The sequence below is a fragment of the Methylomonas rapida genome, assembly GCF_024360925.2.
Classification (GTDB): Bacteria; Pseudomonadota; Gammaproteobacteria; order Methylococcales; family Methylomonadaceae; genus Methylomonas; species Methylomonas rapida.
This window is the reverse complement of sequence record NZ_CP113517.1, coordinates 2,432,687-2,454,268: the sequence shown is the minus strand read 5'-3', so window position 1 is coordinate 2,454,268 and position 21,582 is coordinate 2,432,687. Positions and strand designations below refer to the sequence as shown.

Annotated in this window: 20 protein-coding genes, 1 tRNA gene, 1 pseudogene and 1 riboswitch; of the genes and pseudogenes, 12 read left to right on the top strand and 10 right to left on the bottom strand. The window is 51.9% G+C overall.

From position 1 onward, the window contains the following. The first annotated feature begins 23 nt into the window (after nucleotides 1–23). The 3 genes from NM686_RS11610 to NM686_RS11600 all read left to right on the top strand — a co-directional run bounded on the left by NM686_RS11610 (nucleotide 24) and on the right by NM686_RS11600 (nucleotide 2,941). Entirely contained in the window at nucleotides 24–1,151 is a 1,128-nt protein-coding gene (locus tag NM686_RS11610) for a sodium ion-translocating decarboxylase subunit beta (RefSeq protein ID WP_255188022.1), read from the top strand. Between the two features lie 77 nt (nucleotides 1,152–1,228). Next, the gene (locus NM686_RS11605) at nucleotides 1,229–1,519 is read left to right on the top strand and encodes a cupin domain-containing protein (RefSeq protein ID WP_255188021.1); all 291 of its coding nucleotides are present in this window, start codon (nucleotides 1,229–1,231) and stop codon (nucleotides 1,517–1,519) included. A gap of 451 nt (nucleotides 1,520–1,970) precedes the next feature. Beyond that, nucleotides 1,971–2,051: riboswitch (cyclic di-GMP riboswitch) on the top strand. 68 nt (nucleotides 2,052–2,119) lie between these two features. Beyond that, nucleotides 2,120–2,941 carry a hypothetical protein gene (locus NM686_RS11600; protein ID WP_255188020.1) on the top strand — a complete coding sequence of 274 codons (822 nt, stop codon included), beginning with the start codon at nucleotides 2,120–2,122 and terminating at the stop codon, nucleotides 2,939–2,941. On the opposite strand, the gene NM686_RS11595 is transcribed toward NM686_RS11600, so the two are convergent. Continuing rightward, nucleotides 2,916–3,203, bottom strand: coding sequence for a hypothetical protein (locus NM686_RS11595; protein WP_269021751.1), 288 nt, complete (start codon nucleotides 3,201–3,203; stop codon nucleotides 2,916–2,918). The genes NM686_RS11600 and NM686_RS11595 overlap by 26 nt on opposite strands. Before the next feature lie 528 nt (nucleotides 3,204–3,731). Continuing rightward, a complete protein-coding gene (locus tag NM686_RS11590) occupies nucleotides 3,732–3,908 on the bottom strand; it encodes a transposase (RefSeq protein ID WP_269021749.1) in 177 nt (58 codons plus the stop codon). A 63-nt stretch (nucleotides 3,909–3,971) separates the two neighbouring features. On the opposite strand from NM686_RS11590, the gene NM686_RS11585 reads away from it, so the two are divergent. Further along, nucleotides 3,972–4,454 (top strand): REP-associated tyrosine transposase, encoded by a 483-nt coding sequence (locus NM686_RS11585; RefSeq protein ID WP_407942388.1) that lies wholly within the window; start codon nucleotides 3,972–3,974, stop codon nucleotides 4,452–4,454. Nucleotides 4,455–4,628: 174 nt separating this feature from the next. On the opposite strand, the gene NM686_RS11580 is transcribed toward NM686_RS11585, so the two are convergent. Continuing rightward, nucleotides 4,629–6,281 carry a SulP family inorganic anion transporter gene (locus NM686_RS11580; RefSeq protein ID WP_269021747.1) on the bottom strand — a complete coding sequence of 551 codons (1,653 nt, stop codon included), beginning with the start codon at nucleotides 6,279–6,281 and terminating at the stop codon, nucleotides 4,629–4,631. 448 nt (nucleotides 6,282–6,729) lie between these two features. Here NM686_RS11580 and NM686_RS11575 point away from each other — a divergent pair, with 448 nt between their 5' ends. Genes NM686_RS11575 through NM686_RS11565 form a run of 3 tightly spaced genes read left to right on the top strand, consistent with a single transcriptional unit; the run spans nucleotide 6,730 to nucleotide 11,341 of the window. Next, entirely contained in the window at nucleotides 6,730–7,932 is a 1,203-nt protein-coding gene (locus NM686_RS11575; protein WP_255188016.1) for an efflux RND transporter periplasmic adaptor subunit, read from the top strand. Continuing rightward, a complete protein-coding gene (locus NM686_RS11570) occupies nucleotides 7,929–9,884 on the top strand; it encodes a MacB family efflux pump subunit (RefSeq protein ID WP_329959139.1) in 1,956 nt (651 codons plus the stop codon). The genes NM686_RS11575 and NM686_RS11570 overlap by 4 nt, the downstream gene beginning before the upstream one ends. A 2-nt stretch (nucleotides 9,885–9,886) precedes the next feature. Next, the gene (locus NM686_RS11565) at nucleotides 9,887–11,341 is read left to right on the top strand and encodes an efflux transporter outer membrane subunit (RefSeq protein ID WP_255188015.1); all 1,455 of its coding nucleotides are present in this window, start codon (nucleotides 9,887–9,889) and stop codon (nucleotides 11,339–11,341) included. 83 nt (nucleotides 11,342–11,424) lie between these two features. Here the strand turns inward: NM686_RS11565 and NM686_RS11560 are convergent, their stop codons facing one another. The 6 genes from NM686_RS11560 to NM686_RS11535 form a co-directional block, all read right to left on the bottom strand. Continuing rightward, nucleotides 11,425–12,432 carry an NAD-dependent epimerase gene (locus NM686_RS11560; RefSeq protein WP_255188014.1) on the bottom strand — a complete coding sequence of 336 codons (1,008 nt, stop codon included), beginning with the start codon at nucleotides 12,430–12,432 and terminating at the stop codon, nucleotides 11,425–11,427. A 6-nt stretch (nucleotides 12,433–12,438) separates the two neighbouring features. Next, on the bottom strand, nucleotides 12,439–13,710 hold the full coding sequence (gene tviB / locus NM686_RS11555) for a Vi polysaccharide biosynthesis UDP-N-acetylglucosamine C-6 dehydrogenase TviB (RefSeq protein ID WP_255188013.1): 1,272 nt from the start codon (nucleotides 13,708–13,710) through the stop codon (nucleotides 12,439–12,441). A gap of 53 nt (nucleotides 13,711–13,763) precedes the next feature. Beyond that, a complete protein-coding gene (locus NM686_RS11550) occupies nucleotides 13,764–14,369 on the bottom strand; it encodes a TetR/AcrR family transcriptional regulator (protein WP_255188012.1) in 606 nt (201 codons plus the stop codon). Nucleotides 14,370–14,432: 63 nt separating this feature from the next. Further along, nucleotides 14,433–14,996 carry a CDP-diacylglycerol--glycerol-3-phosphate 3-phosphatidyltransferase gene (gene pgsA, locus NM686_RS11545; RefSeq protein ID WP_255188011.1) on the bottom strand — a complete coding sequence of 188 codons (564 nt, stop codon included), beginning with the start codon at nucleotides 14,994–14,996 and terminating at the stop codon, nucleotides 14,433–14,435. Beyond that, nucleotides 14,986–16,827 carry an excinuclease ABC subunit UvrC gene (uvrC, locus tag NM686_RS11540; RefSeq protein WP_255188010.1) on the bottom strand — a complete coding sequence of 614 codons (1,842 nt, stop codon included), beginning with the start codon at nucleotides 16,825–16,827 and terminating at the stop codon, nucleotides 14,986–14,988. Before uvrC ends, pgsA begins: the two co-directional genes overlap by 11 nt. A gap of 2 nt (nucleotides 16,828–16,829) precedes the next feature. Beyond that, complete coding sequence (locus NM686_RS11535) at nucleotides 16,830–17,423, bottom strand: uracil-DNA glycosylase (protein ID WP_255188009.1); 594 nt, start codon at nucleotides 17,421–17,423, stop codon at nucleotides 16,830–16,832. 255 nt (nucleotides 17,424–17,678) lie between these two features. Between NM686_RS11535 and NM686_RS11530 the strand changes: the two genes are divergently transcribed. Next, a tRNA-Leu gene (locus NM686_RS11530) sits at nucleotides 17,679–17,765 on the top strand. 14 nt (nucleotides 17,766–17,779) lie between these two features. Here NM686_RS11530 and NM686_RS11525 read toward each other — a convergent pair. Further along, nucleotides 17,780–18,130, bottom strand: a complete 351-nt coding sequence (locus NM686_RS11525) for a hypothetical protein (RefSeq protein WP_255188008.1) — start codon at nucleotides 18,128–18,130, stop codon at nucleotides 17,780–17,782. 81 nt (nucleotides 18,131–18,211) lie between these two features. Here NM686_RS11525 and NM686_RS11520 point away from each other — a divergent pair. The 4 genes and pseudogenes from NM686_RS11520 to NM686_RS11505 form a co-directional block, all read left to right on the top strand. Then, nucleotides 18,212–18,747 (top strand): annotated as a pseudogene (locus NM686_RS11520) (transposase); the annotation flags it as partial. Nucleotides 18,748–18,941: 194 nt separating this feature from the next. After that, complete coding sequence (locus NM686_RS11515; protein ID WP_255188007.1) at nucleotides 18,942–19,748, top strand: CheR family methyltransferase; 807 nt, start codon at nucleotides 18,942–18,944, stop codon at nucleotides 19,746–19,748. Further along, complete coding sequence (locus NM686_RS11510) at nucleotides 19,745–20,341, top strand: chemotaxis protein CheD (RefSeq protein WP_255188006.1); 597 nt, start codon at nucleotides 19,745–19,747, stop codon at nucleotides 20,339–20,341. Before NM686_RS11515 ends, NM686_RS11510 begins: the two co-directional genes overlap by 4 nt. Nucleotides 20,342–20,446: 105 nt before the next feature. Beyond that, nucleotides 20,447–21,541, top strand: a complete 1,095-nt coding sequence (locus tag NM686_RS11505) for a protein-glutamate methylesterase/protein-glutamine glutaminase (RefSeq protein ID WP_255188005.1) — start codon at nucleotides 20,447–20,449, stop codon at nucleotides 21,539–21,541. The last annotated feature ends 41 nt before the right edge of the window (nucleotides 21,542–21,582 follow it).

Here is a 21,582-nt window from a genome sequence, read left to right as displayed (position 1 = left end):
TCTGAAACCAATAAAGATCATTCATGGAAAATCTAAGATTGTTGTGGGAAAGCACAGGCCTCTACAACATCAGTGGCCCGCAGATCATCATGATGTCGGTGGGCTTTTTGCTGCTGTTTTTGGCGATTCGAAAAGGTTTCGAGCCTTTACTGTTGTTGCCGATCGGTTTTGGCGCGATTCTGAGTAACATTCCTGTCGCCGACATGACCGAAGAAGGAGGGATACTTTACTATCTGTATGGCGGCATCAAATCCGGCATGTTCCCCTTGTTGATTTTCATGGGCGTGGGAGCCATGACGGACTTTGGCCCGATGCTGGCCAACCCCAAAACCCTGTTATTGGGGGCCGCCGCGCAGTTTGGCATTTTTGGCACGCTGTTCGGCGCATTGGCATTGAATGGTGTGCCGGGCATGTCCTTCGATTTGAAACAAGCGGCGGCGATTGCGATCATCGGGGGCGCGGATGGTCCGACGGCGATTTATGTGGCCTCCAAATTGGCTCCGGAATTATTGGGTGCGATTGCCGTGGCCGCTTATTCGTACATGGCCCTGGTACCGTTGATTCAGCCGCCCATCATGCGGGCCTTGACCACAGAAGACGAACGTAAAATCGAAATGCAGCAACTGCGTACCGTCAGTCAAACCGAAAAAATCGTGTTTCCGCTGATGCTGGTTACGTTGACGGCGTTTTTGCTGCCATCTGCCGCGCCCTTGGTAGGCATGTTTTGTCTGGGTAATTTGATGAACGCCTCTGGCGTGGTGGATAGGCTCAGCAAAACCGCGCAGAATGAGCTGATCAATATCGTGACGATATTCCTGGGACTTTCCGTGGGTTCTAAACTGAGTGCCGAGGCTTTTTTGAAACTGGAAACTCTGGGCATTCTGGGACTGGGTGCGATTGCTTTTTCAATCGGTACTGCGAGTGGCGTATTGATGGCCAAAGTGATGAACCGCTTTAGCAGCACGCCCATCAATCCCTTGATCGGCGCCGCGGGAGTATCCGCTGTGCCAATGGCCGCACGGGTAGCCAATAAAGTCGGCCAGGAAAGTAATCCCTACAACTTTTTGTTGATGCACGCGATGGGGCCTAATGTGGCCGGCGTGATCGGCTCGGCCGTGGCGGCAGGTGTTTTGCTGAGTTTGGTGCGCTGATATTGGACAGTTTCGGCGAGACTGGGCCAGCAAAATGCTAGAATATCGCCTTATTTTCACTTGAATAGATTTGAGACATGACAGAAATCAAAATTGAACACAACCCCAGCGAAGAACGTTTACAGGAACTGGGCGTCTCCAACTGGGACATTTGGGAAAAAGAAGTTTCCAAATTCCCGATCGATTTCGACGAAACCGAATGCGCCTACGTGCTGGATGGCGAAATCCTGGTTACCCCAGCGGGAGGAGAGCCAGTACGTATTGTGCCGGGCGACTTGGTGGTATTTCCGGCCGGTCTCGATAGCCAATGGGAAGTCGTTAAACCGCTGCGCAAACATTACAGCTACGATTTCCCCAACGGCATTTAAGCCATAGTTATCTCTTGGTGCTACGATACCCGCCTTGCTGCGGGTATCTTCAGAGCCATCGAAGATAAAATCGCTCATCCATGCGGATTAGTGCATAAGGCATGGATTGAACTAACAAAGACATCTTCGGGCGGTTTTGCATCCAGCAAAGCCGCCATTTATAACGATTGTATACATGCCCCGTTGTCATTTTCGCCATAGAGGCGCAATCACGGTATGCAGGTTCCTGTTTTCCCATACAACGCTCGCCGAATGCTCATAGCCGCCAAATAAAATACTCTGCTCAATGGCTGTGGCCGAACAATTTCTGCTCGCTAGGAACTGCCTGAGTGTTCGTGGTTTCTCATCTTTCGATGATTAACTGTATCAATAAGGCAGATAATCTTTCTAAAAAATACTGACTTAAAAACTTGGTTGCAAGCACATAGCCCAGATGTTATATAGCGAAAAAATTCACCTTCGCTAAACCTATCCGTAAGGTAGGGACAGAAAGTCACGGATCCTCCAGAAATAGGAAAGCCGTACTGCCGAGAGAGACAGCGTAAAAGTCTCATCTCGCGGTTCGGCTTTTTTATGTCCAAAATATCAAAGGGGAGTGCCATGGCAACACATGCGAAATTTTTCCGGAACACAGTGAATGCGTTTTTTTGTTTGGCATTTTTTTGCGCCGGACAGGTACAAGCCGCATTTGTGGCTGCTTCCAGCAACATGGCGATCAACAACCTAAGATTTGCCTTGAGCGATACCAGCGCACAACTGCAGTGGACTGATGTCTGGTACGGTGATGTCAGAGCGCATGCGGCGGATTCCGACAGCGTTCCTGATAATGACAGCAATTCTTTATTTGGCAATGATGGCTCAATCCAGGCAATTGCAAACACAGCCCATGTCAGCTCCTTGGCTGACTATACTGTGGAAAATGGCACTCAAATTGGCCTTGATCCAAACGCCGGCATAACCGGCACGACGCATTCCGATCTTCACTTGGAACGCAAATACATGCAGGCCGATGGCTTTGCGGTGTCTGCCTTTGACAATTTCTTCACGATCACCAATCCCAATGCGACCGAAACCAGTGTATGGGTCGATTTTTTATTGGATTATCAAGGCAGTATTTTGGGAACGGCTGATGCTGAAGGCTTCTTTGTCGACATCACCCACATCGCTACCCTCAGACTATTTGACATCAACGGACTGTTGTCCTTTGATCAATTCCAGGATTCAATCTCTGGTACTAACACGACCATCCTGCACGAAAATCAAGGTACCTTAAGGGTTTCGTTCCTGCTCGATTACAACAAGACCTATCAAATCAGCGCGGAAGCAGACTCCGAAATATACGGCTATACGGTACCCACGCCGGCGACACTGCCCTTAATTTTATTGGGAGTAACCATCATGCGCCGTTTTCACAGGTGTTAGGCAAATTATCAATTCCGTCTGACAACAAATCCTTACCCCAACGGCAAGCAGGCGAAAGCCTAAAGGAGTTCATCATGAACCAAACTGCCCGGATTTTCTTCTTTGTAGCCACTTTTTTCACTGCCTTGGTTTTGCTTTCCAGTCCCGTCGAAGCCAAATTCATCGGTGCCAAACGGGTTTTCTGCATAACAGGCGCCACAGGTTTCACGTGTTCAGCAAAATCATGCTCAGATTGCCCTGAACAATGCAGTTCTGATGGCACAAGCCTCAACGGCCCCAGTAGTGAATGCTCAACGAACAGTTTCGTTTCTAATACCGAAGGGCTCTTTGGTGAAACCTACCCTGTCCTGACGACATCCAGTACTAACGAAGAAGGCTTGTCTCTATCCCTGCGTTATGCCAGCAACAATGCCAACGGCGAAAGCGCATCCCTGGACACCGTATTGGGCTTTGGTTGGAGTCACTCCTACAACATCTTTCTGTTCACCCAAGGCAGCGATGTATTCAAAATGAGTCCGGGCGGGATCGTCACCAAATATCAACGCTCGGGCAGGAGCGGTTCACTTTCATCCATTTCCGGCACACAGCAAACCGTCATCCAAAATTCCGACGGTTCGATCGATATTACCAATCGGCAGGGCGGCACAAGCTTCCACTTCGAAAAAATTCCCGGTAATCCGCTAAGAATCGCTGCCGTTGAGCCTTGGATGCTGAAATCCATCACTGACCGCAATAACAATAAAACAGAACTCTCTTACCAAAACGGCTTATTGGCCCTGGTGACCGATGCCTATGGCCGACAGTTCTTATCGTCGAGTGCTGTGTGGCTCATCCAGGTTTTTAAGGTGTGCACGCTGAGATTCAATTCATCAGCGATGGCTTGTATGCTGCGATTGCCTCGGCTATAGACTTTGGCCAAGGCTTGTTCTTTGAATTCATCAGAATAACGGGTTTTTGAATACTTCATGTTTAAATCTCAAATTTCATACAGTCTGAAAATTTGAGGCGACAACTATTCTGACGCAGGGGGATAGCAACCGAACTCAACAGCGGCACCTATTATTTGACGCTAACCGTCCAACGCTGGTATTACCTGTTCGATCGCTTCAACCGCTGGCAAATATTGGCGGATTCGTTGCGCTATTGCCAGCAGCAAAAGGGTTTAGAGCTCAATGGCTACGTGTTCATGCTGAATCATTTGCATCTGATCGTGACCTCGCCGGATGTAGCTGGTTTTCTGCGCGACTTCAAACGCTTTACCTCGAAGAAACTCAAGGAAAATATCGAGACCCATGAGTCGCGGGTTTTGGAGTTGTTTATCGACGAATCAGGAAAATACCATTTCTGGCATGATACCAATGCGCCAAAGAAAATCGAGAATCCGGCGTTTTATCTGCAGAAACTGAACTACATCCACGAAAACCCGGTTCGCAAAGGCTATGTCGAGCGACCCGAGTATTGGCGGTGGTCGTCCGCGAATTCGTCATCGGCACTGGTTGTGTCGTTTTTATGATCGTTCTTCTTTATGCCAAGACGATCGCTATGGTTCACACTGAGCGGTTTTGGTTGCAATTCTTGCACCGCACGAAGTTGGTAACCCCGTCCCGACATTTCGGCCTTTTTTCAAGCTTAGCCAAAACGTTCGAGGCGGGTTGAATAACCCGCCCCGCTGAGGTGTGATTGCTTTTTATAGCGCTCTATCTATTTCCCGAGGATATTTAATCCGGGCAGCCAGCTCATGTCCCGCATAGGCTATGTGATTATCTAGCCCGTGAATTTCGCAGTGCCCACCACGCTCCTTATAATCCGCTTGAAACGCATCGACGAAGTCCATTACGGTATGGTCGATCAAATAGATGTCGGCCAGATCAAAAATCACTTGGTGTCTATCCGGTAATGTCGCCAGTGCGCTCTTCAGCGCAATGAAATTGGAAAAAACCGCCGAACCACGAATAGTGACTCTAAAACGGTCGTCTTGTTGCTCAATCTGGTAAGAAATTTTCAGCAAATTCCTCGGGGAAACGCCGCGACTCAAGTGGATCAGCAGTTTTGCGATGATGCCGATAAACACCCCGACTAGTAGATTGCTGGCAATAACACCCAGGATAGTCACGACGAATATGAATAATTGCTCTTTGCCAACATCCAGTGTTTTGGCGAAAGCTTGAGGCGAAGCCAGGCGAAAGCCGATGTAGACCAGCAGCACAGCAAGAGAAGCCAAGGGGATGGTCGCAATTATCCCTGGAAACAAAAGCATGAATAGCAATAAGAAGGCACCGTGAAAAAAATTCGACCAGCCGCTTTGTGCGCCATAATCAATGTTTGCCGAGGTACGCACGATTTCGGTAATCATCGGTAAGCCGCCGAGAATGCCTGACACCAAGTTGCCGATGCCGAGCGCCCGCAGGTCACGGTTCAAGTCTGAATAGCGTTTTTGTGGGTCCAGCCTGTCAGCGGCGGCGCTGCTGAGCAAGCTTTCCAAGCTGCCTATCAGCGTGATCGAAACGACGCTTTCCCAAAAAGCCAGGCTAGCGACTTTTGAAAAATCCGGAAAATGGAAGCTGTCGAACAAACTATCAGGAATGGATACTAGAAACGGGCCGTCAACGTTGATGTTGGCTGGAACTTTAAATAAAGGGTCGGGCTGAAAATGGGTAAGATCGAAAGCGTAGCCAAGCAAAATACCGGTCACGATCACCAGCATAGGGGCTGGAATTTTCTTAAGCCAAGGATGCGGCAATCTCGGCCAGCCTATCAGAATACAGGCCGCCAGTAACGCGATCATACCGATCTTGGGTGCATAGAATGCTTGCGCATGTATGACTTCAGTGATGCCGGCCAGCACGGTCGGCGTATTGGCAATCTGCACCCCCATCGTCATGGATAATTGCTTGATGATGATAATGATGCCGATGGCGGCTAGCATGCCATGTACCACCGAAGCGGGAAAAAATACCGCAAGCCGCCCCGCCTGATAATAACCCAGCACGATCTGCAATAAACCCGAAATCACGATTGCGGCCAACGTATAACCATAGCCCGCCAGCATATCCCCTTGCCCTAGATTTTGAACCGACGACAGGATGACCACGATCAAGCCGGCCGCCGGGCCGGTGATGGTCAAGCAGGAACTGTTGAGCCTCGAAACCAGCAGGCCGCCGACGATGGCGGAAATGATGCCGGCCATCGGTGGAAAACCCGAGGCCACCGCGACACCAAGACATAAAGGCAGGGCTATCAGAAACACCAAGAAACCGGCGGATAAATCGGCTTCCCAGTGCCTGCGCAATTGGCTCCAGGTGTCATTTGAGGGGTTATTTGGGGATGTTGAATTTTTCATCGTTTGCTTGGTTCTGGGTCGCTGATAATTGCTCCTCGCGTTTTACTATTAAAATAGTAAAAAGTCTAGTGTGATGTTATTTTAATGGTTGTTGCTGTGGCAGCATGCCCGTCATGACGAGCTGTTAAGGCTTGACAGGGTGGCATGTTTTTGCTTTCAGGTAGAGCGAGCAGCGGAATGCATTCCAGGTTACGAACGCATGTTCACTGAAACCATTAGAACTCCTTTAAACGGACCCAAGCGCGGCGGTCTGCGGTAAGATCAAGCCCACAGGGCTTGCACATTTTTTTCACATTTTGCTGACCATCGATTTGCTACAATCGTTTCCCCAAAACATTGTTATGTATGCGTTTATAAAGACATATAAATAACAATGATATACAGGCATCTTCGGATGCCTTTTTCATTGAGGAGTACCTTTGTTCAGATTGGAGTGCGCTGTTTACCAATGAATGTATCTATCAAGCAAGGGAAGACTCGCGGTCAATACGGGTTGATGGTTGTGTTGCTGTTGATTGCGGGTATCGGCGCGTATCTAGGATTCAAGCCGAAGGAAAACGATCAAAACAATCAAGCCACCGTCAGCGTGATCGTCGACGACATCGAGGAAAACGTCACCGCGCAGGGCAAGCTGGAGCCAAAGGAATACGTCGATGTGGGGGCGCAGGTTACCGGCCAGCTGCAAAAGCTGTACGTCGACATCGGTGATGACGTCAAGACCGGTCAATTGTTGGTGGAGATCGATCCGCGTGTCTATGCGGCCCGCGTGGCGGCCGACGAAGCCAATATCAAGAATCTGCAGGCGCAACTTGCGGGGCAAGAGGCGAATGTGGTGTTCGCGCGCCAGCAATTCGAGCGCTACCGTGAATTGATGAAGAGCAAGGGCGTCAGCGAACAGGATTTTCAGAACAGCGAGTTCAACCTGAAAAAAGCCGTCGCCACCGCCGCAGCCATCCAGGCGCAAATCGAGCAAGTGCAATCGACCTTGCAAGGCGATCGCACCAATCTGGGCTTTACCAAAATCTACGCGCCGATCGATGGCACGGTGGTCACGCGTACCGCGCGCCTGGGCCAGACCTTGAACGCCAATCAAACCACGCCGATGATCCTGCAACTGGCCAAGCTGGATGCAATGACGGTGCGCGCCCAGGTGGCAGAAGCCGACGTCATGCGTCTGAAGCCTGGTTTGCCCGTGTATTTCACGACGCTGGGCGCGGGCGATAGGCGGTGGCATGGTGAAGTCAGGCAAATTATGCCATCGCCAGAAGTCGTCAACAACGTAGTGCTGTATAACGTGCTGGTCGACGTCGATAATCACGATCGACAGTTGATGTCGGGTATGAGCACGCAGATGTTTTTCGTACTCGGCAGTGCCAAACAAGTGCCTTTGCTGCCGATCGCGGCGCTGGGGGCGAGGGTGCCCGAGGCCGACAATGACCAGGGACGCGCTTATCGAGTCAAGGCAATGACGAAGGCCGGCGAAGTTCTGGAAAAAGTGGTGCATGTCGGCCTGCGCAACCGACGCTTTGCAGAGATCCGCGACGGTATCGACGTTGGCGCCAAGGTGTTGAGCCAGGCAAGGAACGGCCAGCAGAACGACGGCAAGAAAAAGGACAGGGGCTATCCGACCGCCGGAGTGCCTCGCCTATGAGCCCGGATGTACTGGACAGCGAAACGCCGTTGTTGCAACTGCAACAGATTCAACGCTTTTATCCCAACGGCGACACGGTAGTACGGGCGCTCAACGATGTGTCGCTGACCATCTGGCCCGGCGAATTCGTCGCCATCATTGGCCAATCCGGTTCCGGAAAATCCACCCTGATGAATCTGATTGGTTGTCTGGATAAGCCCAATAGCGGCAGTTACCGGGTACTAGGGCGCGATGTGGCGGCCCTGGATGCTGATCAATTGGCCGCCTTGCGCCGGGAAACCTTTGGTTTCGTATTTCAGCGTTACAACCTGTTGACGACTGCCACGGCCGCCGAAAATGTGGAAATCCCGGCCCTCTATGCCGGCATGACGAAAAGCGCCCGAGAAAGCCGTGCTCTGCAATTGCTCCAACATTTAGGTCTTGGCGATCGCAGTGGACATCGACCGATGCAGATGTCGGGCGGTCAACAGCAACGCGTGGCGATTGCGCGGGCCCTGATGAACAATCCGCCGGTGATTCTGGCGGACGAGCCAACCGGCGCGCTGGACAGTCAAAGCGGCAAGGAAGTGATGGCCTTGCTGGCTGAATTACATGCTCGCGGTCGCACGGTGTTGTTGATCACTCACGACGAAAAGGTCGCGGCCCATGCCGAGCGTATCATCAGCATCAGCGACGGTAGAATCGTCAGCGATAGCGGCGAGCGTCGCGGCCAAAGACCTTTGGAAACGCCCGAACATCACGAAATGACGGCGACCGGCTTGGTTTCTGAACTGCTGGAAGCAGCCAAAACCGCCTTGCGCTCGTTACGGGTCAATCTGTTTCGTACCGCCTTGACCTTGCTGGGCATCGTTATCGGGGTGGCCGCGGTCGTGGCCATGATGGCGGTGGGCGAGGGCAGCCAGAAGAAGGTGATGGACCAAATGAAGGCAATGGGCACCAATGTACTGTCGGTAAGACCCGGCGCGCCGGGCTTGCGCGGCAGTTCCGATGTGGCTACGCTGATACCGGCCGATGCGGATGCGATCGCGGAACTGGACAACGTGGAATGGGCTTCGGCGGAACGCAATGCCAGATTGACGGTGCGTTATGGCAACATTGATTACGCCACCAGCGCGCAGGGCGTCGCCCCCAGCATGCCCACGGTGCGCGACTGGCCGGTGGCGGCCGGCGATTTCTTCAACGACGAAGACATGCGCCGCTATGCGCCGGTATTGGTGCTTGGGCAAACCGTCGCCCAGATTTTGTTTCCCGATGGCGCCGACCCGCTGGGTAAATATGTGCTGGTGCACAACATTCCCTTCGAGGTGATTGGGGTGATGAGTGTCAAGGGGGCATCGGCGATGGGCACCGATCAGGACGACACGGTACTGGTGCCGCTGACGACCGGCTTGATACGCCTGTTCGGCCAGAATTACCTGAACGGCATCACGGTACGGGTCGCGGATGTCGCCAGGATCGAGGAAACCCAGCAGGCGATTTTCGATTTGCTGTTGGCCAGGCATCAGGCCGAGGATTTTCGTATCCGCAACATGGCATCCATTCTGGAAACCGCCGAACAAACGCAAAGCACCTTTACGATGATGCTGGGTATCGTCGCCGCGATTTCGCTGCTGGTCGGCGGGATTGGCGTGATGAACATCATGCTGGTCAGCGTCACGGAGCGCACACGGGAAATCGGCATCCGGATGGCGACCGGCGCGAGGCGGCGGGACATTCTGCTGCAATTCAATACCGAAGCGGCGGTTGTCTGTACGCTGGGTGGTGTGTTCGGGGTAGCACTTGGATTTGGGATTGGCAGCTTGCTGCGCTATTTCGACATGGCCGTGGTGTTCTCGCCGTTGCCGGCTATTCTGGCCTTTTCCTGTGCGTTTGGCACCGGCTTGCTGTTTGGCTATTTGCCTGCGCGAAAAGCCGCCCATCTCGACCCGGTCGTGGCGTTGGCGGCGGAGTAAACATGAACAGCAAAAGTATTCGTTCGTATCTTTCTGATTTACCGGTGGTTTGCGGAAACAGCGGCTTTGGTGGGAATGCCAATACCCGGCGATGCGAGCCTTTCGCAGCCAACTTGAAGCTAGCCGTTTTCGCACTGCCTTGTTTGCTGACGGCTTGTAACCTGGTGCCGGATTTTCAACAGCCCGTGGCCGAAGTTCCGGACCAGTGGCGGGAAGAAACCGAGGCCAAACCGAATAGCCAAATCCAGCCCGATTGGTGGTCAACTTTCGGCAGCGATCAACTGAATCGTTTGGTACAGGAAGCCTTGTCTTATAACAACGATCTGGCGGCGGCCGGGCAACGCATCGAGCAAGCACGCGCTCAGGCCAAGATCGCCGGCGCCGATTTATGGCCGGCAGTGGGGCTAGATGGCGATTACGCCGGCACGCATAACGAAGGTGGCGAAACACGCGTCAAATCAGGCCGTTTTTCGGTATCTTACGAAGTGGATTTATGGGGCGCCAATCGGGCGAGGCGGGATGCCGGCGAAGCACGTTTGCTCGGAGAGGTTTACGCGCGCGATGCCTTGCAATTGGTGGTGATGGCGGATGTTGCTCAAGCGTATTTCGATTTGTTGGCGATCAAGGAGCGCAAACGTATCGCGGAGGATTTTTTGCGCAATGTCGATGATGTGTTGGACATCGTCGACGCGCGTTTCAGGGCAGGCGCGGTATCGGCGGTCGATCTGGCTCAACAACAGACCGAGCGTGCCACCGCGCGCGCCAACCTGGATTTGCTGATCCAGCAGCAGGCGCTGGCGGAAAATACGCTGGCCATTCTGCTCGGTCATCCGCCTGCCAGCGTCGAGCCGGGCAACGAACGATTCGCCGATATCGTGATGCCTTCGATTCAACCGCAACAGCCGGCGGCCTTGTTGCAACGGCGACCCGACGTGCGGCAGGTCGAAATGCAGTTAAAGGCCGCCAATGCCGATGTGGGTATCGCCTTGGCGGCCTTTTATCCCAAGCTGCAGCTGAATCTGGATACGGTGCTGGCCAATCCGCAACCCGCGGGCGTGGCATTGGCGATGGCGGCCAATCTGGCTCAACCCTTGTTCCAGGGGGGGCGCCTGGAAGGTGGCTTGGCCGATGCCAAGGCGCGGAATGCCGAGTTGGTGGAAATTTATCAACAAACCTTGCTGACGGCGTTCAAGGAAGTCGAAGATGCGGTGGCCATACGCAGCAATTCACGGCGCCGGTTGCAAGCCTTGCGGCTGGCGGTCGAGAAAGCCCGTGAAGCCTTTCAAATATCGCAAGAACAATATCGGGTAGGGGCCATCGATTATCAAACCTTGTTGAACACGCAAAGGAGTTTGCTGAGCGCCGAAAACAGCGAAGTGCAGGCTCGACTGGATGTGCTGGTGGCCTTGGTTCAATTGTACAAGGCCTTGGGCGGCGGCTGGAGTCCCGAAGTCTGAATGCGGAAATTGGTGCAATAGCCGAAGCTATTGCACTCCCGGATTACGGCTAGGAGTGAAAAAGCTTCAGCTTTTTCAGGTATTTAAATTTGGTAGTAATCTCGAAACCAGCTGACGAAACGCTCTATGCCTTGTTCTATGCTGGTATTGGGCTTATAGCCCACATCGGTGACCAGGGCCTCGACGTCGGCATAAGTATCGGGCACGTCGCCAGGCTGCAGTGGCAACAGATTTTTTTCCGCAGTCTTACCGAGGAAGCGTTCCAGGGTTTCGATGTAAGCCATCAATTCCACGGGATTCTGATTGCCGATGTTGTAGACGCGCCAGGGGGTCTTGCTGGTACCGGGGTCGGGTTTTAGCCCGCTCCAGTCCGGATTGGGTTCGGCGTTGTGATCCAGGGTCCGGATCACGCCTTCGACGATGTCGTCGATGTAAGTAAAGTCGCGGCGGTGTTTGCCGTAGTTGAAGACATCGATTTTTTCGCCGGACAGTATCGCCTTGGTGAACAAAAACAAGGCCATGTCCGGGCGCCCCCAAGGGCCGTAGACGGTAAAAAAGCGCAGACCGGTGGTGGGCAAGTTGTACAGATTGCTGTAAGTGTGCGCCATCAATTCGTTGGCTTTTTTGGAGGCCGCATACAGGCTCAACGGGTGATCGACATTGTCATGCACCGAAAACGGCATCGATTCATTGGCACCATAAACCGAACTGCTGGAGGCGTAGACCAGATGTTCGACGTTGTGATGCCGGCAGCCTTCCAGGATATTGATGAAGCCGACGATGTTGCTGTCGACATAGGCATGCGGGTTTTGCAGGGAATAGCGCACGCCGGCTTGCGCAGCCAGATTGACGACTTTTTGCGGTTGGTGTTTTTTAAACACCTCTTCCATGCCGGCGCGGTCGGCGATGTCCAGACGTACGTCGGTGAAATTGGCGTGATCTTTGATACGGGCCAGGCGGTCGATTTTAAGGCTGACTTCGTAATAGTCGTTCAGATTATCGATGCCGATGACTTCGTCGCCGCGTTCGAGCAATCTCAAGGCCAGATGGTTGCCGATAAAACCGGCCGTGCCGGTGACCATGATTTTCATCGTTCGTTATAGCCTCGCATCGGTTTGGTTGGCGGGGAACAAATATTTCAGATCGTAAACAATCGATTGCGGCTTACCCAAAGCGCGGATCTCGGCGATGGGCATTTGCTTGAATTGCTGGTGAGCTACTGCCAGCATGATGCCGTCATATTTATTTTGCTCCAGTTTTTCGACTGGGCGGATGCCGTATTCTGCGAAAGCTTCATCGCCATTGACCCATGGATCGAAAACATCGACGTTGACGCCATAGCTTTGCAATTCCGCCACGATGTCAACCACGCGGGTATTGCGGATATCCGGGCAGTTTTCCTTGAAGGTCAGGCCCATGACCAGCACATTGGCGTCCTGAACATGAAGGCGTTTTTTCAGCATCAGCTTGATCAATTGCGACACCACATAAGCGCCCATGCTGTCATTGATGCGGCGTCCGGACAGAATGACTTCCGGGTTGTAACCGATGGCTTGCGCTTTATGGGTCAGATAATAAGGGTCGACGCCGATGCAGTGGCCACCGACTAGGCCGGGGCGGAACGGCAGGAAGTTCCATTTGGTGCCGGCGGCAAGCAATACTTCTTCGGTGTCGATGCCTAGTTTATTGAAAATCAAGGCCAATTCGTTGATCAAGGCGATATTGACATCGCGTTGGGTGTTTTCGATGACCTTGGCGGCCTCGGCTACTTTGATGCTGCTGGCTTTGTGCGTGCCAGCCGTGATGATGCTTTTATACAGCTGATCGACTTTTTCAGCGGTTTCAGGGGTTGAGCCGGAAGTAACCTTTAAAATGTTGATGACGCGGTGTTCTTTATCGCCGGGATTGATGCGCTCAGGGCTATAACCGACGAAAAAGTCTTTATTGAAAGTCAAGCCGGAGACTTTTTCCAAAATGGGCACGCAGACTTCTTCGGTAGCGCCCGGATAGACGGTGGATTCGTAAATCACGATGTCGTCTTTTTTCAGGACCTTGCCCAGGGTGTCACTGGCTTTTTGCAGCGGGGTCAAGTCGGGTTGCTTGTGCTCATTGATGGGCGTCGGCACCGTGACGATGTAGATGTTGCAATCGGCGATCTCGTCCAGTTTAGCGGTGTAGCTCAGGTGTGTGGCTTGCGCAAGTTCTTCCGGGCTGACTTCCAGTGTATGATCGCTGCCGGCGCGTAATTCGTCGACACGATGCTGATTGATATCGAAGCCGACGGTCTGATATGTGCGGCCGAATTCCACGGCCAGCGGCAAGCCAACATAGCCAAGGCCTATCATGCCGATCTTGATGTTATTGAGCATAGTCGTCACTCCTGATGATTGCGCATGCAAAGGAAATTCTTGAACAAAGGGGATTATTTTTTAGCGATAGCTCCCCAGGCCGCCATCCATACTTGCGATTCATAGCAGTCCGCTGATTTTGGCAAGGCGCCTTGCAGTACCATGATTAAGGTCTGGTTGATGATGCCAAAAAAATAACAATAAGCGAGCATGGGATCTAGCGCCTTAATTTCTCCCTCCTTGATCCCGTTTTGCATGATGCGTTTGATTTTGTTGAACGCGGGCGTCTCCAGTAACGCAGTCGAGCCGGGGATGAAATCCTCGGTTTTTACGAACAATAAAAACTGGATAATGTCGGGTGCGTCGTCGGTCAATTTGAACAATAGATCGACGATCTCTCGCAACTGCTCGGATGCCTTGCGGTTACGGCGGCGAATGTCATCGATGGAGATGCTCAAGCTATCGAGGATGTTTTCGCGCAGCGTCTCGGCAATGGCTTGTTTGGTTTTGAAAAACTGATAGATGCCGCTGGTGGTTTTTAAGCCTACCGCATCCTTGATATCAGTCAGCGAAGTATTGAAATAACCTTTTTGCGCGAACAGTTTTAAGGCGGCCTGTAAAACTTGATCCTGGCTTAAAGGTTGATTGGGGGTTGTTTCTGTTTCTAGTTCTTGTTCCATGCTTTTATGTACAGCTTTACCTGCTGTTTTGCTCTCTGATGGTTGCAGCATAGACTGCATTTATTATTGTTCTGTAAGTGTGGAAAGTGCGGCAATTAGATAATTGACCATGGACCATAAGGTTAATACCGCCGACAAGTATAACAGCCAGTAGCCCATCTGATTGATGGGGAGGCCGAATAAATCATCCCGATATAACAATAAACTGATCGCCGCCATTTGGGCCGTGGTTTTCCATTTGCCCAGTTGCGATACCTTGACCTTGGCGCGTTGACCGACTTCCGCCATCCATTCTCTGAGTGAGGCGATGGTAATTTCCCGGCCGATGATGACAGCTGCGGCAATGGCCAGCCACGGGCTGGCTTCGGCCTGAACGATCAATACCAGCACGAAGGCCACCATCAATTTATCGGCCACGGGGTCCAAGAAGGCGCCGAAGGCCGTTTCCAGGCCCATTTTGCGGGCCAGATAACCATCCAGCCAATCGGTCAATCCGGCCAGCAGAAAAATCGCCGTACAGGCTATTCGGCTAAGTTCCCATGGCAGATAAAACACGATAGCCAATAACGGAATCATGCCGATGCGTAAGAATGTCAGATATGTCGGTAAATTAAATTTAACTGCCATCTTGATGGTGGAATGTATCGTAAATTCTTTGCGCCAATTGCCTGCTGATACCGTCTATACTGGCTAACGCATCGACACCCGCACTGGAAACCCCTTGTAAGCCGCCAAACTGTTTCAGCAAAATCTGCCGCCGCTTGGGGCCTAACCCTGCAATATCTTCCAAGGTGGATTGTCGTTTTGACTTACCGCGGCGTTGCCGATGTCCGGTAATGGCAAACCGATGCGCTTCATCACGAATATGCTGTATCAGGAGTAGAGCGCTGGCTCCTGGGGTTACATCCAAGGGCTGCTCCTGGTCCGGCAAAATGATTTTTTCCATGCCCGCTTTACGATCCGGTCCTTTCGAAACGCCGACTATCATAACATTGTTTATCTCCAATTCCGCTAGCGCCTTTTGCGCCGCGGCGACTTGGCCCTTGCCGCCGTCGATCAACAAAATATCCGGCGCCGGATGTTCGCCTTGTTTTTGCCGCTTGAAGCGACGCAGTACTGCTTGATGAATCGCTGCATAATCGTCTCCGCCGGTCACGCCTTCGATGTTAAAACGCCTGTAGTCGGATTTGACGGGGCCTTCACGGTCGAAGACGACACAAGACGCGACGGTCTGCTCACCTTGCGTATGACTGATGTCGAAGCATTCCAGTCGTTTTGGCACCTCACTACAGCCGAATTCGTGTTGTAGACTCAGAAAGCGTGCGTATAGACCTTGTTTGTCCGCAAGTTTGGTCTTTAAGACGTTGTCGGCATTGGTCATTGCCATCTGCAGCCATTTTTGTCGTTCGCCTCGGACGTTGGGGCTGATGGCGACGTTGCGTTTGGCTTGGGCGCTCAAGACTTCGTGCAATAACGCCGCTTCCGGCAACGGATGGCTGACGATCAATTCGTTGGGCAGGGATTTATCCAAATAATATTGACTGATAAAGGCCTGCAAGATCACGCCAGGATCATTATCGTCGGCTATTTTCGGAAAAAACTGACGATTACCCAAGTTTTGCCCGTTACGGATGAAAAACACCTGCACGCAAGCCAAATCAGCTTGACTGGCGCAGGCGATGATATCGACGTCTCCTTTTTCACCTTCGATGAAATGTTTTTCCAATACGGCGCGTAAACGCTGAATCTGGTCGCGGTAAGCGGCAGCCTGCTCGAATTCCAGTCTTTCGGCCGCTTGTTCCATTTTCTGTACCAGTTGTTCGATCAACTGGCCGCCTTGGCCTTCCAGAAACAAAATCGTGTTGTCGACGTCGTTTTTGTAGGTTTCACGACTGATCAAGCCAACGCAGGGAGCGGTGCAGCGCTCGATTTGATATTGCAAACAAGGCCGGGAGCGGGCGTTGAAATAAGAATCCTCGCATTGGCGCACCGGGAAGATTTTCTGTAACAGCTTCAAGGTTTCTTTGACCGCACTGGCGCTGGGGTATGGGCCGAAATATTTGCCCTTGCGCTTTTTCGCGCCGCGGTGATAGGACAGCTGCGGAAAATCGTGAAAACTGGAAATGAAGACATAAGGATAGGATTTGTCATCCCGCAGGCTGATGTTATAGCGCGGTTTATGGCGCTTGATCAGTTGGCTTTCCAGTAAAAGCGCCTCGCCTTCGGTATGGGTCACGGTAACCTCGATCGAAGCCACTTTGGCAACCATCGCGGTTTGCTTGGGCGAAACGGATTGACCGCGAAAATAACTGGAAACCCGGTTTTTTAGATTTTTGGCTTTGCCGATATAAATGATCTCGCCTTTGTCGTTCAGCATCTTATAAATGCCGGGACGCTGGGTCAGCGTCTGCAAAAAGGCTTTGATGTCAAATTCTTGGGGCGTAGCGACTTCGGTCAAGATCAATCAGCAAGCAAATTCTTAATGGTAACAAAGACTTCCGCGAGCATCTCCATGCTCAGGCGTTTGGTCTGTACGTTGTAACGGCTACAGTGATAAGAACTGACCAAATGCTTGCCATCGGGCAGCACGAATATTTTGTGATGACCGAAAGGCGCTGCGTTGGCTTTCAAGCCATAGGCGCGCAGCACGGCCTGGTGAGCGATATTGCCCAGGGCTAGGATCACGGATTTATCGGGCAAGGTTTTGATTTCTGCCGTCAAGTAGCGATTGCATTGTTTGATTTCATCGCCGGTGGGTTTATTTTGTGGCGGCAGGCATTTGACCGCATTGGTGATGCGGCAATCGTGCAATTGCAGGCCGTCCTGCAAACCGGTCGATTGCAGTTGATTGCTGAAACCAAAATCATACAAGGCCTGATAGAGCAATAGACCGGCGTAGTCTCCGGTAAAAGGGCGGCCGCTGGCATTGGCACCATGCATGCCGGGCGCCAATCCCACGACTAAAAATCGCGCGTTCGGATCGCCAAAAGGCGCTACGGGCAGGGCGTGATAGCTGGGATGCTTTTGTTTAACCTCCGAAAGAAAGGCAGCCAAGCGCGAACATTCTTTGCATTCTAAATTAAAATAGTTTTGTAACATTTTGATTTATATTTTTTCTGTTTAGGGTTTGCGTAATGTCATGCCTGCCAATTTGCTTCTGTTCTCTGGCTAAAAAGTAACGAATCTTTCGTTCAACCGGCTGTTCAATTTCACTGCGCCACCTACACTAGGTTAGCATGATTGCCCTGATGGCAAGGCTTGAAAATTGACATAAACAATGAACCAAATTAGAATGCTTATTCAACAGATGCCTCGGTGGCGAAATTGGTAGACGCACGGGACTTAAAATCCCGCGGAGTAAAATCCGTGCCGGTTCGACTCCGGCCCGAGGCACCATAAAATACAAGGACTTAGGTTATTAGCCAAGTCCTTTTTTTATGCTTGGTGGTTTCTATGAGGCACTTCAAAATATGTAGCGCGGCGAGATATTTGGCGTGATTTTGCGCGATATTTGGCGGAAGATTTATTTGCAAATTACGCGAGTTAATTGCTCGTTTCGCCTTCGATTCGAGTCGTAAACCCAGACGCTGAAAAATCGTGTTCAACCTTGGTGGCGGTCCATTGGCTACCGTCGTACCAGCTCTAAATCCAATCAATGTCATGGGCGATTCGGCGAACAGGTTTGCGTTGCCGACGGCCAATGTCACTTCCACCGTTGTCGCGCCTTTATCGAGTTTCTTTTGTTTGGCCTTGGCGGCCACGATGGCGGATTCCTCGTCGTTATAGGTATGACGTAAGGTATAGGACGTTTTACCGCTGCCGGTGCTGACCGCGACTTTTTTAAGACGGTGAAAAACCACCGGATGGGGTTTATGTTTGCGGTGGAAAGCAATCGCCGGGTGTCGACGGAAAAGGCACCTGGATCCAGGTACAAAAACTGGACATTCCTGACGACGGCATGCGGGTCTGGTTACGCGATTTTGGCAACGTGAAGCTGTTTCGGACGCGGTTAAAAGACCAACTGCGCCATTACGTGGTGTTCCTGCCAGAGGCTGAGGCTTATGATGCCTTTAAACAATCCGATTTTCAGAAACTGCACGACCAGCATTGGCAGATCGAGCAATACCACCGCATGATCAAGCAGGTTTGCAACATCGAGAAGTTCCAAGTCCGTAGCAAAGTACCGATACTCAACCATATCTTTGCCGCTTTATGTGGTTATGTTCATCTGCAGCGAATGCAATTTACTGAAATTATTCGCAATGCTTACTAATGGCAAAGAGCGTTGTATCAGGATGTGATCGCCGCATTCGTCAACAACTTCATGGTCGGCAAGGAATATTTGAATCCACAGTTTCAGGCTTCCGTCAATGCGTAAGTCCTAGCGTATTTTTCAGTTTATCGCGTTTTTCAATGAAACCTTCGCCAAACCTTTTCGCTGGACCTACACCGAATACTTGCATGGATTATTTCATGTTCATTCCTATGCATGATTGGGGGGTCGTTGGACGGGGAGGCTGACCAAGTTGATGGATGTACTGCAAAGCTGTTTGAATCGACCCAGAGGATCAATTGAGTATTTCTCCAATCACCACCGAAGAGTTCGAGTATTTTCGACGCATGATTTATGACTACGCCGGCATTTCGTTGACGCCGGAAAAAAAGGTCATGGTGGCCAGTCGTCTGGCCAAGCGCCTGGATTATTACGGCCTGTCCACTTATGGCGACTATTACCGCCTGGTGACGGGCCGCGAGCACCCGCAGGAGTTTCAAACCCTGGTCAATATCTTGACTACCAATGAAACGTATTTTTTTCGCGAGCCCAAGCATTTCGAGTTTTTTCGGGAGCATATTCTAAAACCATGGCGGGGCGACCATTTCCGGGTCTGGAGCGCCGCCAGTTCCACGGGGGAAGAAGCCTATAGTCTGGCGATGGTGATGGCGGAAAACCTGGGGATGCGCCAATGGGAAGTGTTCGGCTCCGATTTGAGCACCCGCGTGCTGGATGCCGCCCGTAAAGGTGTTTACCTGCTGGATAGGCTGGAACACATGGATAATCAGTATTTGGAAAAATATTGCTTGAAAGGGGTGAGGTCGCATGCGGGGTTTTTCAGGGTGGATGGCAAAATCCGCAACCGGGTCACTTTTGATCAGGTCAATCTGAAATCGCCATTGCCGCCCAATTTGGGCAAATTCGACGTGATTTTTTTGCGTAACGTGCTGATTTACTTTGATCAGGATACCAAAAAGCAGGTGGTCGAGCGTCTGGTAACGGCGCTAAAGCCAGGCGGTTATTTTTTTGTGAGCCATTCGGAAAGTCTGTATCGTGTCACCGATCTGTTGCAGATCGTCAAACCCTCCATTTATCGCAAGCCATGATTGCGCAACCTTTCAAGAATACCCGGCGCATCATTATCGATCCGGGCGAATATTACGTTAGTCGCGAACCGGAAGTGATTTCCACCTTGCTAGGCTCCTGCGTCGCGGCGTGTCTGTATGATCCGGTCAATCGGGTGTTTGGCATGAATCATTTTTTGCTGGCCTATCGTCATCATGCTCATAACGTGCCCATCATCCAGTCCGATGAGGGTCGATATGGCGTCTATGCGATGGAATTATTGATCAACGGCTTGATGAAACTGGGGGCCAACAAACTGCATCTCAAAGCCAAATGTTTTGGCGGTGGCAATGTTTTGCGCTTGCGCGAGGACAAGGACAATCAAAAAACCGTCGGCGACGTCAATGTCGAGTTCATCAAGGCATTTTTACAAAACGAAAAAATTCCGCTGGTCAGTTCCTGTTTGGGCGGCAGTCATGGTAGAAACGTGTACTTTGTCGGCACCGATTTTTCCGTATTCATCAAAAAGATCGCCGATAACCAGGAACGCCAGATCGAGAAAGAAGAGCGTCGTTACTGGAAGAAAAATATCGACGAACGTGAAAAAGCCAAAAGTCAGGCTGATTTCTTTTAGGATTTCGTCAGAAATAACTTCCGCTTGATGAGCCCGGAGCGCGGGAAATTATTTTCAACCAAATCCTTAACTGATAGCCAGATGCAAGCGGGGATGCAAGAGCCTATGACAGACATCAAAGTATTTATCGTGGACGACTCAGCCGTGGTCAGACAGGTTTTGACCGGATTGGTTGGCGAATTGCCTGGCATTCGAGTCATCGGCGCCGCGCCAGACCCCATTTTTGCGTTGAAACGCATGGAAGTCGAGTGGCCGGATGTGATCATTCTGGATATTGAAATGCCGCGCATGGATGGCATTACCTTCCTGAAGAAACTGATGCAGGAACATCCGACACCGGTGATCATCTGTTCGACCCTGACCGCGAAGGGCGCCGAAGTGACGATGCAGGCCATGAGCGCCGGCGCGGTGGATATCATCACCAAGCCTACGGTCAATCTGAAAGGCTTTTTACAGGATTCCAAAACCTTGCTCGCCGATGCGATCAAAGCCGCGTCCCATGCCCGCTTCAGGACTCTGTCAACCGCCGCAAAGCAAACACTGGACGTAAAGCCCAAATTGAATGCCGATTCGGTGATTGCGCCCAGCGGTTTGGTGCCGATGTCGGAAACCACTGACCGCGTGGTCGCCATCGGCACCTCGACGGGCGGCACCCAAGCGCTGGAATATATCTTGACCCGGCTACCCCGCAGCGTGCCGGGTATCGTCATCGTCCAGCACATGCCGGAAGCGTTCACGGCCGCGTTTGCCCAGCGTTTGAACAGTCTGTCGCAAATCAACGTCAAGGAAGCCGAACAGAACGACCGGGTCATTCCGGGGCTGGCGTTGATCGCGCCTGGCGGCAAGCACATGTTGCTGCGACGAAGTGGCGCGCAGTATCGGGTGGAAATCAAAGATGGCCCTCTGGTGAGCAGGCATCGGCCCTCGGTTGATGTGTTGTTCCGCTCGACCGCGCAAGCCGCCGGCAAAAATGCCTTGGGCATCATCATGACCGGCATGGGTGACGACGGCGCGCGCGGCTTGAAGGAATTGCACGATACTGGCGCATTGACCGTCGCGCAGGACGAGGCCAGCTGTGTGGTGTATGGCATGCCCAAGGAAGCCGTCAAACTGGGCGCGACCGATGGCGAAATGCCACTGTCGGCGATTCCGGAACTCATCATCCGAGCGCCAAACCGGGCCAGATTTTTGAAAGGCTAAATGCCATGCCGATAATCCCTGCTAGCCGATGCGGTTCGAGG

Excerpts from the sequence above, each read along its gene's own strand:
- NM686_RS11550 (WP_255188012.1), bottom strand. The coding sequence starts at position 14,369 with ATGGAACAAGAACTAGAAACAGAAACAACCCCCAATCAACCTTTAAGC.
- tviB (WP_255188013.1), bottom strand. The coding sequence starts at position 13,710 with ATGCTCAATAACATCAAGATCGGCATGATAGGCCTTGGCTATGTTGGC.
- pgsA (WP_255188011.1), bottom strand. The coding sequence starts at position 14,996 with ATGGCAGTTAAATTTAATTTACCGACATATCTGACATTCTTACGCATC.
- NM686_RS11510 (WP_255188006.1), top strand. The coding sequence starts at position 19,745 with ATGATTGCGCAACCTTTCAAGAATACCCGGCGCATCATTATCGATCCG.
- NM686_RS11575 (WP_255188016.1), top strand. The coding sequence starts at position 6,730 with ATGAATGTATCTATCAAGCAAGGGAAGACTCGCGGTCAATACGGGTTG.
- NM686_RS11580 (WP_269021747.1), bottom strand. The coding sequence starts at position 6,281 with ATGAAAAATTCAACATCCCCAAATAACCCCTCAAATGACACCTGGAGC.
- NM686_RS11570 (WP_329959139.1), top strand. The coding sequence starts at position 7,929 with ATGAGCCCGGATGTACTGGACAGCGAAACGCCGTTGTTGCAACTGCAA.
- NM686_RS11505 (WP_255188005.1), top strand. The coding sequence starts at position 20,447 with ATGACAGACATCAAAGTATTTATCGTGGACGACTCAGCCGTGGTCAGA.
- NM686_RS11610 (WP_255188022.1), top strand. The coding sequence starts at position 24 with ATGGAAAATCTAAGATTGTTGTGGGAAAGCACAGGCCTCTACAACATC.
- NM686_RS11600 (WP_255188020.1), top strand. The coding sequence starts at position 2,120 with ATGGCAACACATGCGAAATTTTTCCGGAACACAGTGAATGCGTTTTTT.
- NM686_RS11560 (WP_255188014.1), bottom strand. The coding sequence starts at position 12,432 with ATGAAAATCATGGTCACCGGCACGGCCGGTTTTATCGGCAACCATCTG.
- NM686_RS11590 (WP_269021749.1), bottom strand. The coding sequence starts at position 3,908 with ATGAAGTATTCAAAAACCCGTTATTCTGATGAATTCAAAGAACAAGCC.
- NM686_RS11565 (WP_255188015.1), top strand. The coding sequence starts at position 9,887 with ATGAACAGCAAAAGTATTCGTTCGTATCTTTCTGATTTACCGGTGGTT.
- NM686_RS11605 (WP_255188021.1), top strand. The coding sequence starts at position 1,229 with ATGACAGAAATCAAAATTGAACACAACCCCAGCGAAGAACGTTTACAG.